This is a genomic window from Devosia sp. ZB163 (assembly GCF_028613635.1).
Lineage (GTDB): Bacteria > Pseudomonadota > Alphaproteobacteria > Rhizobiales > Devosiaceae > Devosia_A.
Map to the genome: position 1 here is coordinate 1,302,351 of NZ_JAQRMY010000001.1, position 18,141 is coordinate 1,320,491.

Genomic DNA, 18,141 nt, shown 5'->3' on the forward strand with positions numbered 1-18,141 from the left:
GATGGCCCGCATAGAGCTGCAGAACATCACCAAGACCTTCGGCCACCACACAGCGCTGGCCGACCTCAACCTCGATGTGGCCGATGGCGAGTTCTTCGTCCTCCTCGGCCCTACCGGTGCCGGCAAGACCACGACGCTCCGCCTCATCGCCGGCCTCGAGAAGCCGACCGCCGGCAATATCCGCATCAACGGCATCGACGTGAACGACTGGGGCCCGGCCGAGCGCGACACCGCGCTGGTGCTCCAGCAATACTCGCTCTACCCGCGCCTCACCGTGCGCGAAAACCTCGCCTTTCCGCTCAAGGCCAAGATCCGCAACACACCGCCCGCCGAGGTCGAGAAGCGCATTGACTACGCCGCGCGCACCCTGCGCATCGGGCACCTGCTCGATCGCAAGACCGACCGCCTCTCCGGCGGCGAGATGCAGCGTGTCTCCATCGGCCGCGCCATCGTGCGCGAGCCGCAGGTCTTCCTCATGGACGAGCCGCTTTCCAACCTCGATGCGAAGCTGCGCGAGGCCATGCGCTCCGAACTCAAGGACCTGCAGCGGCGTCTCGGCGCCACCTTCATCTTCGTCACCCACGACCAGGTCGAGGCCATGACCATGGGTGACCGCATGGCGGTGCTCAACAACGGCCGCATCATCCAGGTCGGCCGCCCGCACGAGGTCTACAACAACCCGCGCGACACGTTCGTTGCGAGCTTTGTCGGCTCGCCCGCCATCAACCTGCTGAACGGCCACCTCGCCGCCAACCGCGCCGTAGTGAAGCCCCAGAGCTTCGAGCTTCCCATCTCCGGCGCCCCTGCCAGCGACGGCCCCATGACCTTCGGCGTTCGCCCCGAGGACATCCAGCTCGCTTCTGGCGCCCCGGTTGAGGCCCGCATCCACGACATCGAGAACCACGGCATCGAGAAGATCGTCACCCTGCGCGTCGGTTCCGACCTGCTCCGCGCCGCCGTCCCGGCCCGCCTCGAGGTCAAGGTCGAGGACCCCGTCCGCTTCGGCTGGGACCCGGAAAAGGTCATGCTCTTCGACGCCCAGACCGGCCTCAACCTCAGGCACAAGGCGGCGTGATGATGCTGGCCGCCCCCTCATCTGGCCTTCGGCCACCTTCTCCCACGAGGGGAGAAGGCCCGAATGCGAAATCGGCCGGGTGGCCTTCTCCCTTGATGGGAGAAGGTCGTCGAAGCCCGGATGAGGGTGGGGCAGCGCACGCCGGATTCAAGTGAAGCAATAATCCCCGGGGGAGGGGGCCATGGCATCCAACAACTACCCGAAACTGCACAACGCCGCCTGGCCCGGCATCGTCGGCAAGGGCGCGCCGGACTCCGAGCCGATCATTGCGCTCGATACGCTGCTGAAGCTCACCGCCAATGCCGAGGTCGACGGCCAGAAGTTCGACGGTATCGACCTCTTCGTCACCTCCCCGCACTTCAACATCGATTCCGATGCCGGCGAAGTCCGCCGCATGTCCGATCACATCGCGAGCTACGGCCTGAAGGTCGGCAGCTTCGTTGCCCCCATCTGGGGTGGCGCCGGTGGCGGCTCGGCCATGGGCGACGCCGATGACGTGAAGCGCTTCCTCACCCAGGTGCGCAAGGCCTGCTCCATCGGCCAGCAGATGCGCGAGATCGGCATCCGCCCCACCGGCGGCGTCCGCGTCGACAGCTCGGTCGGCGTCGAGGAGTGGGACAAGAACCCCGAGGGCAACACCAGGCGGATCGCAGACACCTTCCGCGAAGCCGGCAAGATCGCCCAGGACCACGGCGAGTACATCGTCGCCGAGGGCGAGATCTGCTGGGGCGGCATGCACTCCTGGCGCGAGAACGTGAAGCTGCTCGAAATGGTCAACATGCCCGGCATCGTCGGCTACCAGGCCGACATGGCGCATTCCATGCTCTTCGTCCTCGGCGCCAATGCCGAAAAGGACCGCATCCTGCCCCGCGATTTCGACTGGTCCGACACGGCCGCGCTCGACGCCGCCTACCACAAGGTCGCCGACGCGCTCCGCCCCTGGACGCTCGATTTCCACGTCGCCCAGAACGACGGGACCACCTTCGGCTCCGGCGATCACGCCAAGACCGGCCGCCACTGCCAGATCGACGACCCCAACGGCCGGCTCGATGTGACCAAGCATGCCGGCTACTGGCTGCGCGACGACAAGGGCTATCTCAACAAGAAGATGCGCCACATCTGCTGGGACGGCTGCATGTTCCCCAACGCGGTGATGGAACGGCAGGACACCTGGAACAAGGTGCTCGGCGCCATGCTCAAGGTCCGCGACGCCCATGGCTGGCGGGAGTAGGCGATGAAACAAGGCCCCCTCACCCGGATTGCTGCGCAATCCGACCTCTCCCCCAAGGGAGAGGTGCGAGTGGGCCAGATCGTGCCACAGCTCACCTCTCCCTTGGGGGAGAGGTCGGCGCGAAGCGCCGGGTGAGGGGGCCTTGCCCCGCCAACCGTCCACCAGGAACACACCAGATGACCAAGCAACTCAACATCGGCATGATCGGCTACGGCTTCATGGCCCGCTGCCACTCCCATGCCTGGGCCTCCGTCTCGCACTTCTTCGATACCGGCTATCACCCGGTGCTCAAGGCCGTCGCCGCGCGCAACGACAGCAAGGTGCGCCGCTTCGCCGAGCAGTGGGGCTACGAGAGCGTCGAGCATGACTGGCGTGTGCTGATCGAGCGCCGCGACATCGACGCCATCGACATCTGCGTGCCCAACGACCTTCACGCCGAGATCGCCATCGCCGCGGCCCAGGCCGGCAAGATGGTGCTCACCGAAAAGCCGCTCGCCCGCACCGCGGCGGAGGGGCTGCCCATGGTCGAGGCGGTCGAGAAGGCGGGCGTCCCCAACCTCGTCTGGTACAACTACCGCCGCATCCCGGCCGTCACCCTGATCCACAACCTCGTCGCCGAGGGCAAGCTCGGCCGCATCTTTCACTACCGCGCCAAGTTCCTGCAGGATTGGACCATCTCGCCCGATGTCCCGCAGGGCGGGCAGGGCACCTGGCGCCTCGATGTCGATGCCGCCGGTTCCGGCGTCACCGGTGACCTGATCTCCCACTGCCTCGACAGCGCCATCTGGATCAACGGCGGCATCTCCTCGCTCACCGCCATGACCGAAACCTTCGTCAAGGAGCGCAAGCACGCCGAGACGGGCAAGGTGCAGGCGGTCGGCATCGACGATGCTGCCGCCGTCCTCACCCGTTTCGCCAATGGCTCGCTCGGCACGTTCGAATCCACCCGCTACGCCCGCGGCCACAAGGCCGGCTACACGCTCGAGATCAACGGCGAGAAGGGCTCGCTCGCCTGGGACCTGCACGACATGAACCGCGTGCAGTGGTTCGATCATTCGACCGAGGGCACCCTGCGCGGCTGGACCAACATCCTCGTCACCGACGGCGATCACCCGTACCTGGGCAAATGGTGGGTCCCCGGCCTCATCATCGGCTTCGAGCACAGCTTCACCCACACCGCCGCCGATTTCCTCGAGGGCTTGAGGACGGGAAAACCCGCCGCCCCCACCTTCCGCGACGCACTGGAAACCAACAAACTCTGCGACGCCATCATCGCCTCCGGCCAATCGGGGCAGTGGGTGAACATGTAGCCCGGATGCAGTAAACCATCGGCGATCACTTCTGTTCCTCTCCCCGTCGGGGAGAGGGTGGACCGGCGAAGCCGGGACGGGTGAGGGGTTGGGCCACCGACAGTCAACGTGAGAACACAATGAAACTCGGCTTCAACCTCCTCCTCTGGACCACTCACGTCACCGACGAACACTGGCCCATCATCGAGCGCCTGAAGGCCACGGGCTATGACGGGGTCGAAATCCCGATGTTCGAGGGCACGCCCGACCATTACGAACGCCTCGGCCGCCGCCTGCACGATATCCGGCTTGGCGCCACCGGCATCGGCGTCATGCCCGGCGGCGGCAAATCCGCCGTCTCGCCCGACCTCGCCGAACGCGCCGGGGCGCTGTCGCATCTGCAGTGGCTCACCGATTGCACCGCGGCCCTCGGCGGCACCCTGGCCGCCGGCCCGTTCCACCAGCCGCTCGGCGAGTTCACCGGCCGGGGCGCCACCGCCGACGAAAAGGCCCGCGTCCGCGACATCCACAAAGAGGCGGCGCAGTACGCGGCGAAGCAGGGCGTCGCCCTCTCGGTCGAGCCGCTCAACCGCTTCGAGTGCTATTTCCTCAACTCGGCCGCCCAGGCCGCGGAACTGGTGCAGGCCGTCGACGAGCCGAACTACGGCTATCTCTACGACACCTTTCACTTCAACATCGAAGAGGACTCGATCACCGCGGTGATCCCGGCGACCATCCGCCAGATCAACCACGTCCACATCTCCGAGAACAACCGCGGCGTCCCCGGCGCCGGCCACATCGATTTCCAGTCGGTGTTCAACGCCCTGAGACAGGCCGGCTACGACGGCTGGATGACCATCGAAGCCTTCGGCTCGGCTCTCCCGGACCTCGCCGCCGCGACGAAGATCTGGCGCCCGCTGTTTGGCAGTGAGGCGGAGGTCTACGAAAAGGGCTTCAAGCTTATGCGCGAGGGGTGGGATCGGGCGCGCTGACGCGCGACCCCTCATCCGCCCTTCGGGCACCTTCTCCCACAGGGGGAGAAGGCCGTCCCCTCGATATCTCAGTCGGTTGCCTTCTCCCCTTGTGGGAGAAGGTGGCGCGCAGCGCCGGATGAGGGGTCGGCAATGCGCAGCACTGCCGTTCTTCGACTTCCCATAACCCCGTGACTCCCCTAACACTTCCGCCCGCATCTCGAGGAGGAACTGCGTATGACCAAGCTCAACCTGCTGTCCGGATCCTATACCGGCCCCAACGGCGAAGGCCTGAAGCTGCTGAGCTTCGACACCGCCACCGGCACCATCGAGCTCGTCCGCAGCTTCCCCGGCACCCCTGATGTCTCGTGGATCGCCTTCGCACTCGCCACCCGCACCGTCTACGTCACCGACGAGATGGCCGAAAAAGCCGGCGCCTTCACGCTCGCTGCCGACAACACTACCGCCACCCCGCTCGGCTACCAGTCGACCGGTGCGAAATACCCCTGCTACCTCAGGCTCAGCCCCAAGGGCACCAAGCTCGCCGTCGCCAACTACGGCGACGACTCGACCCCGGTCTTCTCGATTGACACCACGACCGGCGCGCTGAAGCCCGACCCCACGGTGCTGCGCAGCGCCCACGCCCACGACAAGGGCCACGCTCACTGGGCCCAGTGGTCGCCCGAAGCCGACCGGCTCTACACCGCCGATCTCGGCCACGACGAAGTCCGCAGCGTCCGCTACGAAGCCGGCAGTTTCGTCGGCGGCCCCGAGACCGCGTTCTCGACGCCCAAGGGCGCCGGCCCGCGCCACATGGCGTTCCACCCGAACGGCAAGTTCGCCTATCTGTTCACCGAGTACGCCGAAACCGTCACCGCGCTTGCCCGCCACGCGGACGGCACCCTCACCGAGCTCAACACCCTCCCGGCGCTCCCGGCGGACTTCAAGGGCGAGTCGACCGGCGCGCACATCCAGATCAACGCCGCGGGCACCGTGGTCTATGTCTCCAACCGCGGCCACAACTCGATCACCAGCTTCGCCATCGCCGCCGACGGCACGATCAGCCTCAAGCAGAACATCGCCTGCGGCGGCAACTGGCCCCGCTTCTTCCTGCTGCTGGACCAGCACCTGATCGTCGCCAACCAGGAAAGCGAAGACCTCGTGGTCTTCAACGTGGCGGCTGATGGCACGCTGACCGCGACGGGCAAGGTGTTCAAACTGCAGAAGCCGGTGGCGTTGCTGCAGATCTAGTAACGCGGCGCACGCGCCGCGACCCCTCATCCGCCCTTCGGGCGCCTTCTCCCACAAGGGGAGAAGGCGACAGCTTCGACATCTCAGTCGGGATTCCTTCTCCCCTTGTGGGAGAAGGTGGCGCGCAGCGCCGGATGAGGGGTCCCGCATCGTTTGGCGATGCGCGATCGAAGCGCAGCGACGAGCGACGGATGCGGTACGGTCACCGCACCTTGTGCTGCATCTCCGGCAGGAACACCGTCAGCAGCCCGGCCAGCGGCAGGAACGAGCACAGCCAGAACACATACTGGATGCCCGCGACGTCCGCCAAAGCCCCGAGTGCCGCGGCCGCAATGCCGCCCGCCCCGAACGCGAAGCCGAAGAAGATCCCGGCGATCATCCCGACCCGGCCCGGCATCAGTTCCTGCGCAAACACCACGATGGCCGAGAACGCCGACGAGAAGATCAGCCCGATCAGCACCGTCAGGATCACGGTCCAGGTGAGGTCCGCATAGGGCAGCGCCAGGGTGAACGGCAGCACCCCGAGGATCGAGAACCAGATCACGAACTTCGCGCCGAACCGGTCGCCGATCGGCCCGCCGAGGAACACGCCCAGCGCCGAAGCCCCGAGATAGACGAACAGCAGGAGTTGCGCGTCCTGCACGCCGACCTGGAACTTGTCGATCAGGAAGAACGTGTAATAGCTCGAAAGCCCCGCCATGTAGGCGTTCTTGGTCAGTGTCAGCACCGTCAGCACGGTGAGCGCGATCGTCGTGGTGCGCTTGTCGAACAGTAGCGCAGTGCTCGCCGGCGCCTTGCCGGCATTGGCCTTGCGGTGCGCCGCGTACCACATGCCGACGCGCGTCAGGATGAAGATGCCGATCAGTGAGCCCACCGCGAACCACGCCACGCTCGATTGCCCGCGCGGCAGCACGATGAAGGCCGCCAGCAACGGCCCGATCGCCGAGCCGAGATTGCCGCCCACCTGGAACAGCGATTGCGCGAGGCCATGCCGCCCACCCGATGCCAGCCGCGCCACGCGCGAACTCTCCGGATGGAAGATCGCCGAACCCAGGCCCACGAATGCCGCACCGAGCAGCAGCAGCCAGTAGCTCTGCGCAAAGCCGAGGATGATGAGGCCCACGAGGCTCGAAGCCATACCCACGGGCAGCGAATAGGGCAGGGGCCGCTTGTCGGTATACATCCCGATCGCTGGCTGCAGCAGCGACGCCGTGCACTGGAAGGTCAGCGTCAGCAGCCCGATCTGGACGTAGTCCAGGCCGTAGTTTTCCTTGAGGATCGGGTAGATGGCCGTCAGCAGCGACTGCATCACGTCGTTGATCAGGTGGCACACGCTCACCGCAACGATGATGGAAAGCGTGGTTTTGCTGGCGATGCTGGTCGCCGGTGCCGAAGCTGTGGCCGTCAATTTGGGAATCCGGAAAGAAGGATGGTCGGCGGGTGCCGATCAGAAAGCAATACTTGCCTCTAGCATGTCAGCCGACCCGAGTCGTTAGCACTCAAGCGGTATTCCGTTCGGTCGAAGGAACTACATCGGCGGATTCCGACCACCCACCGGCCCCTCCTTGATCCTCCCCCGCGTGGCGGGGGAGGGGGACCACCCGAAGGGTGGTGGAGGGGGCGGCCAAGTGCTCGGTCAGCTCCCCCGCCACCCCCTGAACCACTCGACGAACGCCTGGACCCCGTCCTCCACCGGCGTCGCCGGCACTTCCCCCACCAGCGTCCGCAAAAGCCCTACTTCTGCCGCCGTATCGGTCACGTCCCCCGGCTGCATCGGCAGCAGTTCCTTGTTCGCCTCGCGCCCCATCGCAGCCTCGATCGCGGAGACGAACCGCATCAACTCCACCGGCCGCCCGCCCGCGATGTTCACCACCCGCCAGGGCGCAACTGCGGACAGCGAGTCCCCCGCCACCGGTGCGCCCTTCACCGGCACCGCCTCGATCAGTCGCCGCACCGCCACAACCACGTCGTCGACATAGGTGAAGTCCCGCCGCATCCGGCCCTCGCCGAAAATGCTGATCGGTCGCCCCTCGGCAATCGCCTCGGTGAACTTGAAGGGCGCCATGTCCGGCCGTCCCCACGGACCATAGACAGTGAAGAACCTCAGGCATGTCGTCGGGATGTCGAACAGGTGCGCATAGGAATGGGTAATCGCCTCGGTCGCCTTCTTGGTCGCAGCGTAGAGCGACACCGGCTCGTCCGTCTTGTCGGTCTCGCGCGAGGCGCGACCGGCCATGCCGTAGACCGAGCTCGACGACGCAACGAGCAGGTGCCGCACCGGCCGCGCCCGCGCCGCCTCGAGCACGGCGAGCGTCCCAGTCACGTTGCTGTCGGTGTAGCTGAACGGCGCCTCGAGGCTGTAGCGCACGCCCGCCTGCGCCGCGAGATGCACCACCACCTCCGGCCCATCCGCGAACGCCGCCTCGATCGCCGCCGCGTCCTCGAGCCGCCCGATCACCGGCCGGAACCCCGGCATCGCCTCCAGCATCGCGTGCCGCTGCTCTTTCAGCGCCACGTCGTAGTAGGGCGTCAGCCCGTCGAACCCGACGACCTCGTGCCCCTCCGCCAGCAGCCGCCGAGCGAGGTGATACCCGATGAATCCGGCGCTGCCGGTGACCAATATGCGCAAACTGGCTTCCCCCGAAAACCGCGGCATGGCGGGCACTGGCCCGCCGCCATGTCGAAACTACGCATCCCCAATCGACAATGCCAAGACCTCGGTCAATGACCCCCTCGCGTCGACGCCTGAAGATTCCGCTTGCGCCTCTGAAATGGTGTGCTACATAACTAGCACACTACCAAGGCATAACGCATGAGTCAGTTCAACGACAGCCAGCCGATCTTCGTGCAGATCAGCGAAAGGATTGCCGACATGATCCTCAGCAAGACAGCAGGGGAGGGCGAGGCGCTGCCCTCCGTCCGTCAGATCGCCGCCGAGCTCTCGGTGAACCCGCTCACCGTTACCCGAGCCTATCAGTCCCTTGTCGATATCGGCGCCGTCGAGTCGCGCCGCGGCATGGGCATGTATGTCGCCCAGGGCGGTCGCGACCGGCTGCTCGCCCACGAGCGCGAAAAGTTCCTCTCCGATGAGTGGCCGCGCGTTCTCGCGCGCATTGCAGCTCTCGGCCTCGATCCCAATTCTCTTTTGAAGCAAGGCGGTGAAGATGAATGATCCGGCTCAAACCTCGGCTGCTCCGATCGTCTCGGCGCGCGGCCTCAAGAAGCGCTTCGGCCGCACCGAAATCCTTCACGGTCTCGATTTCGACATCCCCGCAGGACGCATCTATGGGCTTGTCGGTCACAACGGCGCCGGCAAGACCACCACGCTGAACGCCCTGCTCGGCCTTACCTCCTACGAGGGCACCGTTCGCGTCCTCGGCAAGGACCCGTTCGAGAAGCGCGCGAGGCTTATGGAGAACGTCGCCTTCATCTCCGACGTGGCGAGCCTGCCGCGCTTCCTGAGGGTGCGCGAGCTGTTCGCGCTCCTCACCAATATCCATCCGAACTTCGATCAGGCGAAGGCCCGCAGCTTCCTCGACGGCACCGACGTCAAGATGGAAGCCAAGATCAAGAACCTTTCGAAGGGGATGATCGCCCAGCTCCATCTCGCGGTGGTGATGGCCATCGACGCCAAGCTTCTCGTCCTCGACGAGCCCACGCTCGGCCTCGACATCACCTACCGCAAGCGCTTCTACCGGCGCCTGCTCGAGGACTACATGACCGAGGAGCGCACCCTCATCATCACCACCCACCAGGTGGATGAGATCGAGTTCATGCTCAGTGACATCATGTTCATCCGCGATGGTGATCTGATCCTGCACATGCAGATGGAGACCGTGTCGGGCAAGTTCGCCCAGGTCCTCGTCCGGCCCGACAATGTCGCGGCCGCCTCGGCGCTCAACCCCATCTACAGCGAGACCCGCTTCGGTCAGACCGCCATGGTCTTCGAAGGCGTCGATCGCGATCGCCTCGCCCAGTTCGGCGAGGTTTCCACGCCCACCCTGAGCGACCTGTTCGTCGCCCTCATGCAGCGCGGTGCCAAATGAAGTCCCTGGTTGCCCTCATCAAGCGCGAATACATCGAGCACAAGGGTGCCTTTGTCCTCGCGCCGGGCATCATTCTCGCCCTCATGACCGTCATTCTCGTCGGCAGCATCGTCACCCATCGTTTCGAGATGGCCTACGAGGTCGGCGCGCCGTCCGCGCTCAAGTTCTTCGAGTTCGGCTTTCTCGCGGTCTCCGCGCTCTGGTTCGTCTACCTGATGGCGACGCTGTTCTTCTACTATGCCGACGCCTTCAACGCCGACCGGCGCAACAACGCCATGCTGTTCTGGAAGTCGATGCCCGTCACCGATTTCAAGATTCTCGGCTCCAAGATGCTCGCCGGCATGACCATCTTCCCGGCCATCATCTTCGCCGCGTCGCTGGTCACGGGCCTGCTGGTCTACTTCACCACCATGGCCGCGGTCCTGTTCTTCCCCCGCATCAACCTCCCCGGCCTCGACAGCTTTGCCGTCAGCGCCTGGAGCATCGCGAGCTTCGATCTGGTCTATCTGGTGCTGGCGTTGCTCTGGTACGCCCCGTTCTTCGCCTGGGTCGGCGCCCTGTCCGCCGTGGTCGGCCGCTGGTCCATCCCGCTCGCCTTCCTCATTCCTGCCCTGGTCGGCCTCGCCGAGAACGTCATCTTCAATCTCGGCGGCCCGCGCGGCGGCTATGTGCTCAACTACCTCCGCGAGCGTTTCCACTTTGGCGACGGGGATGATCACGAGATGACGTGGTTCTTCACCGACGGTCCCATCGACACCGGCCGGATGTTCGGCAACCTCCTCGCCTCTATCGATTGGTCCCAGCTGATCGGCGGCCTCATCGTCGCTGCCCTCCTTGTCTACGCCGCCAGCGAATACCGCCGCCGCAACGTCGCGACCTAACCCGCGCCCCCCTTGATCCTCCCCCGCCTGGCGGGGGAGGGGCTTCGAGCCGTGCCGAAGGCAAGATCGTTCCAGTGGAGCGATCTTAGGGGAGAAGGCCTTGAGAGCTATGCTCGAAAGGCCCGGCCGAAGCTGGTGAAGGGGGCAGTCAGACCCACTGTCTACCGCACCGCCTACCTCGAGGGACCGAGGGTGGGGGGCAACAACAAGCAATTCTTGTTTCCAATCCGGCCCATCGCCGCCCCATTCGTGCAAATCAGTATCGAGTGCCACCCGCAACCCGGTGATGGTCCCCCGACCGCCTTCGGCTTATATCTGTCCCCAACAGACAAAACCCGTTTGGGGGACACCCATCATGATCACCGTTGAATCCCAGGCCGCCGTCCGTTCGGCTCCCGTGCTGCCTCTCGCCACCCACCTCGGCCCCGTCCGCATCGGCGTCACCAATCGCGAGAACGCGCTCGCCGTCTGGCGCGATGTCCTCGGCCTCGAGCTGATTTCGGAGGATGCCGAGGCGCTGCATCTCGGCGCCGGCGGCACCGAACTCATCATCCTCGAGCTCGGGGCCAAGACCCCGTTCCCGGATCGCTCGCTCGGCCTCTATCACGTCGCCGTCCACGTCCCGACCCGCAAGGCGCTGGCCGAGATGGTGGTGCGCGCCCTCATGCGCCGCGTCCGCATCTCGCCCACCGATCACCTCGTCTCCGAGGCCATCTACCTGTCGGATTACGACAATAACGGCATCGAGATTACCTTCGAGACGCCGTGGCGCGGCACCATCGGCGACGGCGAGGACGGCTACTACGTCAAGACTGTCGATGGCTCGCCCCACTCGGGCCGCGAGGCCATCGACGTCGATGATCTCCTCGCCGAACTGGATGACATCAACGCCGTCCCGGCCGCGATGCCCGAGGGCACCCGCATCGGCCACATCCACCTGCACGTGAACGATCTCGAGCGCGCCATGCGCTTCTATCGCGACGGCATCGGCTTCGGCGGCCTGTTCATCATGCGCCAGTTCGGCATGGGCGATCTCGGGCTCGACTACCCGCCGCACACCATCGCCTTCAACATCTGGTCCGGCCCCAACGCCGCCCAGGCGTCGAAGGGCTCGGCGGGCCTGCGCTGGTTCCACATCGTCGTCCCCGACCAGGCGGCGCTCGACGCCGTCCGCGGCCGGCTCGCCGCCATCGGTGCCGCCTACACCGACACCAACGAAGGCCTTGACACCCGCGACCCCGCGGACAACCTCGTCAAGCTCGTCGTGGCCCGCTGATCCTCCCCCGCGTGGCGGGGGAGGGGGACCGGCGTAGCTGGTGGAGGGGGCCAGCCCCATGCGCAGGCGGCCCCTGCCTCTCCCGACGCGGATGGTAGCGGCGATGTCGCCGCTACCCCACCATCGCGAGGAACCGCGCCACCTCGTCAGGGCTCGTCGCCCAGCTCGTCACCAGCCGCACCAGATCCTCGTCGGCCGTCAGCCCCATGCCCTCGGCCGGCCATTCGTAGAGCGTTCCGCCCGCCAGCCGGATCCTCGCGATCGTCTCCCGGGGCAGCACGGCGAACACCTCGTTCGCCTCGCTCCCCCAGCCGAGCCGCGCCTGCGAACTTGCACGCAGTCCTACGCGCAGCTGCTCGGCCCGCGCATTGGCCTGTCCGGCCCAGCGCAGCCAGTTGCCGCCGGTGAGATAGGCCTCGAACTGCGCCGCGACGAACCGCGACTTCGAGAAGGTGTGCCCGGCCCGCTGCCGCCGCGCTGCGAGGTCACTCAGCTTGTCGGGCGAGAACACCACGATGGCTTCCGCCGCCCAGCATCCGTTCTTGGTTCCGCCGAAGCTCAGGAAATCGACGCCCGACTTCCATGTCAGCTCGGCCGGCTTCGCGCCTGTCGCCGCCACCGCATTGCCGAAGCGCGCGCCGTCCATGTGCACGGCCAGCCCCTGCGCCCGCGCGAGGCCCGCCAGTTCGGCCACCGCGGCCGGCGCGTAGACCGTGCCGCACTCGGTCGCATTGGTAAGGCTCAGCGCCACCGGCACGCCGAACCGGTTGCCCTCGGGAAAGCGCGACAGCGTCTGGCGCAGGGCCTCGGCCGAAACGCGCCCCGCCACCTGCGGCATGGTCACGAGCTTCATGCCGCCCGACTGGAACTCGGTCGCCCCCCATTCATCGGAATGGATGTGCGCTTCGCTCGAACACAGCACCAGCCCGCCCGGCCGGCTGAGCGCCGCGAGGCCCAGCGAGTTCGATCCGGTCCCCGTCGCCGTGAACCAGACCTCGACCTCCTTCTCGAAGACCTCCGAGAACAGCCCGGTCACGCGCCGCGTCAGCGCATCGCTGCCATAGGCAGGCGCCGCCCCGTCATTGGCCTTGACCAGAGCCGCCATCACTTCGGGCGTCGCCCCGGCCCAGTTGTCGCTTGCGAAATTCACTTCACCGAACCCTCGATCATCGTGGTCACGCTCCTACCACGCCCGACCCACCAGCTGTCATCCCCGCAGGGTCGGCGGTTTGCGTCCAAAGCCTACTTCCATACCAGCACCACGCCGCTATGATCCGCCCAAGAGGAGACCACGATGCGAGCCATATCCTGCGTCGCGCCGAACCAGCTGGCGCTTATCGAAATCCCGCGGCCGGAGCTGAAGCCGGGCTGGGTGCGCGTCGCCATCCGCCACATCGGCATCTGCGGCACCGACTACCACATCTTCGAGGGCAACTTTCCCTACTTCGAGTACCCGCGCATCATCGGCCACGAGCTGAGCGGTACGGTGGTCGATCCGAACGGCTCGAGCCTTTCGGTTGGCGAGAACGTCGTCATCAATCCCTATCTCAACTGCGGCGAGTGCCCGGCCTGCCTCGAGGGCAAGTCCAATTGCTGCGAGACGCTGAAGGTCATCGGCGTGCATGCCCCCGGCGGCATGGCTGAAGAGATCGTCATGCCCGCCGCCAACCTCTATCCGGCCGGCGACATGAGCCTGCGCGATGCCGCCATGGTCGAGTTCCTCGCCATCGGCGCCCACGCTATCCGCCGCACCGCCGAGCTGAAGCCCGGCTCCCGCGCCCTCGTCGTCGGCTCGGGGCCCATCGGCCTCGGCGTCGCCTACTTCGCCCGCATCGCCGGCGCCGAGGTCACTGTCGTTGATGCCGCGCCGGACAAGATCGCCGCCACCCGCGAGCTCGGCTTCGAGACCTTCGCTCCGGAAGATCTCGAGGGCGCCGAGTTCACCAACCGCCGCAAAACCGGGTTCGACGCGGTCTTCGATTCCACCGGCTCGATCAAGGCGATGAACGCCTCGCTCTTCCACACCCGCAACGGCGGCGCCTACACGCTGGTCGGTGTCATCAAGGGCGATCTCGTCTTCCCCGACAGCGAGGTGCACCGCCGCGAGCTCACCATCCGCGGCTCGCGCAATGCCACGCGCCAGGATTTCGAGCACGTCATGGCCTCGATGCGCGCCGGCAAGGTCGCCACCGATCGCCTCGCCACCCACCAGACGAGCCTCGACGACGTCCCCAACACCATGCCCGCCTGGGCCCACGACCGCACGGGTCTGATTAAGGCGATCGTCACCGTCTGATCGCTCCTGATCCTCTGTTCCTCCGCCTCCCTCCCCCTTGAGGGGAGGGATCGAGGGAGGGGGTGGCCGCAGTTGACCGCCGGACGACCCCCACCCCAGCCCCTCCCCTCGAGCGGGAGGGGAGCTGCCCCGCTACTTCTTCGCTGCCGCCTTCGCCGCGGTCTCGATCAGCGCTGCCGTCGCCGCGGCATTGGCGATGAACGCCAGGTGCCCGCCCTCGACTTCCTCGACTGTCGATCCGGCCCGGGCCGACATCTGCCTCTGCGCGTCGGGCGGGATCACATGGTCGCCCTTGGCCACCTGGTACCAGCTCGGCTTGGTCTTCCAGGCCGCGACCGTCAGCGGCGTGCTGCCGCCCTGAACCGAGATCGGCACCTGGCTGTCGCGCATGAACTCGGCGTCCGCCGCCGGCAGCGCGTCGGCGAAGCCGGGCACGTATGCCTCTTCCTTGAAGAACGCGAAGCCGTCCTTGCCGATGTCGAACGGCGGCGGATTGTTCGGGTCCTGCGGGATGAGGCCGAACGTGGATTCCCCGACCTCCGGCACGAACGCCGCGACATAGACCAGCCCGGCCACATTATCGTGGTCGCCCGCCTCGGAGATCACCGCGCCGCCATACGAATGGCCCACGAGGATCGCCGGGCCGTCCATCCGGTCGAGCACCCGGTCGGTCGCCGCAACGTCCGCCTCTAGCGAAGTCAGCGGGTTCTGCACGATGCGGACGTTGTAGCCGTCCTTCTTGAGGATCTCGTAGATCGGCCGCCAGCCCGAGCCGTCGGCCCAGGCCCCATGCACCAGAACGATGTTCTTGACGCCGATGTCCTGGGCGGCCGCCCCACCGATATCGGCCATCATCGCCACGCTGGCGATGAAACCGAGCGCCGTACTGCGAAGAAGAGTCATGATTGCACTCCCGTTGCGTTACGGCGAGGACAGTGCCCGGCGGCCCCTTGCCGCCCGCTTGTACAAATGCCTCGTTCTTGTACGAAGTTGACGCACAAATTTCCGGGCAGGAGCCCAAGGCCGGCCTCGGGCAAGGCAGCAGCGCCGCGCCGCTCACCTGCCGACGACGACCACCCAACCCGTGGATGAGACTGCCGCCGGGTGATGGACATGCCACCGGCCGCCTGGCGTCGCGCCCGTCGGTCCGACTCCCAATCCGGGTGGCTTGTCGTCAGCCCCGGCTGAGTGCAGTTCGCGGCGTCACGTCGAGCTCGATCTCTTCCATCCCGAGCAGCCGCGCCACCACGTCCGGTGGGTCCTTCACCACATGCGTGCCCGACACGGTGTCGATCTTGGTGTCCCGCAGGCCCTTGACGATCGCCACCACGTGCTCGGGGTTGATGTACATGGTGCCTTCCGGCGTATCGAGCTTCACCAGCCGCATTGAACTCTCCTGTGCCCCCGGGACATAGACGAACGGCTGCGCCCCGGTGACATTCTGCCCGCGCCATGGGAAATGAAGCATGAAGGCCCTCTTGATCCTCCCCCCGCGTGGCGGGGGAGGGGGACCATGCGAAGCATGGTGGAGGGGGCGCTGATTGTCACAGCCGGGAGCCCCGTCAACATGCACACCGCCGACGATATTCTGGAGTTCTGGTTCGTCGAGTGCACCAAGGAGCAGTGGTTCGGCGGCGGCCCTGACTTCGATGCCGCGCTCGCCGCGAGATTTATCGACACCCATGCGGCCGTCGCCGCGGGCGAGGCCTGGACCTGGCGCAGCACCCCGCGCGGCCGCCTCGCCGAAGTCATCGTCCTCGATCAGTTCTCGCGCCAGATCCACCGCGGCACGGCCCGGGCCTTCGCCTCCGATCCCATGGCGCTCGCCCTTGCGCAGGAGGCAGTCTATGCCGGCCTCGACCAGCAGCTGACTCCAATGCCCGAGCGCATGTTCCTCTACATGCCCTTCATGCATTCGGAGTCGCTCGTCGTGCACGAGGAGGCGGTGCGCCTCTTCACCACGCTCGGCAGCGAGGACGTGCTGAACTACGAGATCGCCCATCGCGATCTGCTCCGCCGCTTCGGCCGCTACCCGCGCCGCAACGAGCCGCTGGGCCGCGTCTCTACGCCCGAAGAAGTCGAGTATTGCGCCAGCGAGGAGGGCAAGTGGTGATGGAACACTTCATCCCGCTCTTCGCCATTCTCGGCGCGCTGCTCATCGGCGCCATCAGCCCCGGCCCGAGCTTCGTCTTCGTCGTCCGCACCTCCGTCGCCCAGTCGCGCCCGGAAGGGCTGGCCGCCGCGCTCGGCATGGGCGTCGGCGCCATGGCCTATGGTGCGCTCGCCGTCCTCGGCCTGCGCACGCTCATGCACGATGGCGGGCTGCTCTTCACCATCCTCAAGGTCGCCGGCGGCCTCTACCTGCTCTATCTCGCCTGGAAGATCTGGAGCCATGCCGCCGACCCCATCACGGTGGAGACCTACGGCGCCGCCGCCAATCCCACCAAGGCCTTCACGCTGGGCCTCTTCACCCAGCTCTCCAATCCCAAGATCGTCGCGGTCTTCGGCGCCGTCTTCGCCGCGCTCCTCCCGGCTAACCCGGAGCCCTGGCTCTACTGGGCCCTGCCGCCCCTGATCTTCCTCCAGGAAACGATCTGGTACGCCATCGTCGCGCTCGCCTTCTCGTCCTCGAAACCCCGCGCCCTCTATCTCGGCGCCAAGCTCTGGGTCGATCGCGCCGCCGCCGCCTTCATCGGTATCCTCGGAGTACGGCTGATCATCGAGGCGAGGTAGCGCCGCCCCTCTTGATCCTCCCCCGCATAGCGGGGGAGGGGGACCAGACGAAGTCTGGTGGAGGGGGCAACCCCGCGCGTCCTGCCCGCAGCCAGTCCGCTCAAGCTTTGCGCATCCACGCCGCCGTGGATGCCTCCATCACACCCCTTGCACCAGCGCCGGATCGACAAGCGCGCCCTTGTGCCCGATCACGACGCCGGCCACGCGATGCGCCCGCTCCGCCGCCTCGACCGGCGTGAGGCCACGCGCCCGGCCACTGAGGTATCCGCCATTGAACGAGTCCCCCGCGCCGGTCGCATCCACCACCACGTCCGCCTTCGGCGCCGGCACGTACTGTGCCACGCCATCAACGGTCGCGACGAATGCGGGCTTGGCGCCATCCTTGGCCACTACCTCGCTGGCGCCGAGCTTGAGGTAGCGCTCGGCCGTCGCCTCCGGCGACTTGTCGCCAAAGAGTGGCGCCTCGTCCGTATGTGTGGGGAGGACGATGTCGGCGATCGAGGCCGCCGCCGTCAGTGTCGAGGCCATGACGCGCGGGCTGGTCCACAGCGCCGGCCTGAGATTGGTGTCGAACACCACGGTCGCCCCGGCATCACGCGCCTTGACGATGGTGCGCATCAGCTTGCCGCGCGCCCGCGGCGCCAGGATCGCCATCGAGATGCCCGAGAAATAGACCGTGTCGGCGCCCACCACGGCCGCCTCCAGCGCCTCGACGTCGTCGGCGAGGAGCTTCGCCGCCGATTGGCCGCGCCAGTAGGTGAAGTGGCGGTCGCCCTTCTCCTGGTGGATCATGTAGAGGCCCGGCCGCCGGCCCTCGATCGTCTGGATGCGGTCCGTACCGATCCCGGCCTTGTCGATGAACGCCCGCATCTGGCCCGAATACATGTCGTCGCCCAGCGCCGTCACATAGTCGACCTGCCACTCCTCGGGCAGCAGCGCCTTGGCGTACCAGGCGGTGTTGAGCGTGTCGCCGGCATAGCCGAGGCGATACATCCCACCTTCGCCGCCAGACATTTCGATCATGGCTTCGCCGATGCTAACGAACCGCTTGCTCACGCTGGACTTCCCCTCAACTGTCCGTTGCTTATGCCG

General features: G+C 66.6%; 18 protein-coding genes. 12 read left to right on the forward strand and 6 right to left on the reverse strand.

Going from position 1 to position 18,141, the window contains the following annotated elements:
* Position 1 precedes the first annotated feature (1 nt).
* The 5 genes from PRN20_RS06635 (at position 2) to PRN20_RS06655 (ending at position 5,817) form a co-directional block, all read left to right on the forward strand.
* On the forward strand, positions 2-1,075 hold the full coding sequence (locus tag PRN20_RS06635) for an ABC transporter ATP-binding protein (protein ID WP_273956448.1): 1,074 nt from the start codon (positions 2-4) through the stop codon (positions 1,073-1,075).
* Positions 1,076-1,256: 181 nt separating this feature from the next.
* On the forward strand, positions 1,257-2,306 hold the full coding sequence (locus tag PRN20_RS06640) for a TIM barrel protein (RefSeq protein ID WP_273956449.1): 1,050 nt from the start codon (positions 1,257-1,259) through the stop codon (positions 2,304-2,306).
* 176 nt (positions 2,307-2,482) lie between these two features.
* A complete protein-coding gene (locus tag PRN20_RS06645; RefSeq protein WP_273956450.1) occupies positions 2,483-3,616 on the forward strand; it encodes a Gfo/Idh/MocA family protein in 1,134 nt (377 codons plus the stop codon).
* Positions 3,617-3,735: 119 nt separating this feature from the next.
* Entirely contained in the window at positions 3,736-4,587 is an 852-nt protein-coding gene (locus PRN20_RS06650; RefSeq protein ID WP_273956451.1) for a sugar phosphate isomerase/epimerase family protein, read from the forward strand.
* 216 nt (positions 4,588-4,803) lie between these two features.
* Positions 4,804-5,817 carry a lactonase family protein gene (locus PRN20_RS06655; protein WP_273956452.1) on the forward strand — a complete coding sequence of 338 codons (1,014 nt, stop codon included), beginning with the start codon at positions 4,804-4,806 and terminating at the stop codon, positions 5,815-5,817.
* Between the two features lie 202 nt (positions 5,818-6,019).
* Here PRN20_RS06655 and PRN20_RS06660 read toward each other — a convergent pair whose 3' ends face one another.
* Together PRN20_RS06660 and PRN20_RS06665 are read right to left on the reverse strand one after the other, a co-directional pair.
* The gene (locus tag PRN20_RS06660) at positions 6,020-7,225 is read right to left on the reverse strand and encodes an MFS transporter (protein WP_273956453.1); all 1,206 of its coding nucleotides are present in this window, start codon (positions 7,223-7,225) and stop codon (positions 6,020-6,022) included.
* 228 nt (positions 7,226-7,453) lie between these two features.
* Entirely contained in the window at positions 7,454-8,446 is a 993-nt protein-coding gene (locus PRN20_RS06665; RefSeq protein WP_273956454.1) for an NAD-dependent epimerase/dehydratase family protein, read from the reverse strand.
* Positions 8,447-8,629: 183 nt separating this feature from the next.
* Between PRN20_RS06665 and PRN20_RS06670 the strand changes: the two genes are divergently transcribed.
* The 4 genes from PRN20_RS06670 to PRN20_RS06685 all read left to right on the forward strand — a co-directional run bounded on the left by PRN20_RS06670 (position 8,630) and on the right by PRN20_RS06685 (position 12,020).
* Positions 8,630-8,989 (forward strand): GntR family transcriptional regulator, encoded by a 360-nt coding sequence (locus PRN20_RS06670; RefSeq protein ID WP_273956455.1) that lies wholly within the window; start codon positions 8,630-8,632, stop codon positions 8,987-8,989.
* Positions 8,982-9,863, forward strand: a complete 882-nt coding sequence (locus tag PRN20_RS06675; protein WP_273956456.1) for an ABC transporter ATP-binding protein — start codon at positions 8,982-8,984, stop codon at positions 9,861-9,863. Before PRN20_RS06670 ends, PRN20_RS06675 begins: the two co-directional genes overlap by 8 nt.
* Entirely contained in the window at positions 9,860-10,744 is an 885-nt protein-coding gene (locus PRN20_RS06680) for a hypothetical protein (protein ID WP_273956457.1), read from the forward strand. Before PRN20_RS06675 ends, PRN20_RS06680 begins: the two co-directional genes overlap by 4 nt.
* A 355-nt stretch (positions 10,745-11,099) precedes the next feature.
* A complete protein-coding gene (locus tag PRN20_RS06685; RefSeq protein ID WP_273956458.1) occupies positions 11,100-12,020 on the forward strand; it encodes a VOC family protein in 921 nt (306 codons plus the stop codon).
* 112 nt (positions 12,021-12,132) lie between these two features.
* Here PRN20_RS06685 and PRN20_RS06690 read toward each other — a convergent pair whose 3' ends face one another.
* Positions 12,133-13,170: a threonine aldolase family protein gene (locus PRN20_RS06690; RefSeq protein WP_273956459.1), complete on the reverse strand. Its 1,038-nt coding sequence runs from the start codon at positions 13,168-13,170 to the stop codon at positions 12,133-12,135.
* Positions 13,171-13,314: 144 nt separating this feature from the next.
* Between PRN20_RS06690 and PRN20_RS06695 the strand changes: the two genes are divergently transcribed.
* Entirely contained in the window at positions 13,315-14,316 is a 1,002-nt protein-coding gene (locus tag PRN20_RS06695) for a zinc-binding alcohol dehydrogenase family protein (protein ID WP_273956460.1), read from the forward strand.
* A gap of 132 nt (positions 14,317-14,448) precedes the next feature.
* Here PRN20_RS06695 and PRN20_RS06700 read toward each other — a convergent pair whose 3' ends face one another.
* Complete coding sequence (locus tag PRN20_RS06700; protein WP_273956461.1) at positions 14,449-15,219, reverse strand: alpha/beta hydrolase; 771 nt, start codon at positions 15,217-15,219, stop codon at positions 14,449-14,451.
* A 271-nt stretch (positions 15,220-15,490) separates the two neighbouring features.
* The gene (locus PRN20_RS06705; protein ID WP_273956462.1) at positions 15,491-15,784 is read right to left on the reverse strand and encodes a hypothetical protein; all 294 of its coding nucleotides are present in this window, start codon (positions 15,782-15,784) and stop codon (positions 15,491-15,493) included.
* 45 nt (positions 15,785-15,829) lie between these two features.
* On the opposite strand from PRN20_RS06705, the gene PRN20_RS06710 reads away from it, so the two are divergent.
* Together PRN20_RS06710 and PRN20_RS06715 are read left to right on the forward strand one after the other, a co-directional pair.
* Positions 15,830-16,429, forward strand: a complete 600-nt coding sequence (locus tag PRN20_RS06710) for a DUF924 family protein (protein WP_273956463.1) — start codon at positions 15,830-15,832, stop codon at positions 16,427-16,429.
* Positions 16,429-17,049, forward strand: coding sequence for a LysE family translocator (locus PRN20_RS06715; protein WP_273956464.1), 621 nt, complete (start codon positions 16,429-16,431; stop codon positions 17,047-17,049). The genes PRN20_RS06710 and PRN20_RS06715 overlap by 1 nt, the downstream gene beginning before the upstream one ends.
* A gap of 138 nt (positions 17,050-17,187) precedes the next feature.
* On the opposite strand, the gene PRN20_RS06720 is transcribed toward PRN20_RS06715, so the two are convergent.
* On the reverse strand, positions 17,188-18,105 hold the full coding sequence (locus tag PRN20_RS06720; protein WP_273956465.1) for a sugar kinase: 918 nt from the start codon (positions 18,103-18,105) through the stop codon (positions 17,188-17,190).
* Positions 18,106-18,141 lie beyond the last annotated feature (36 nt).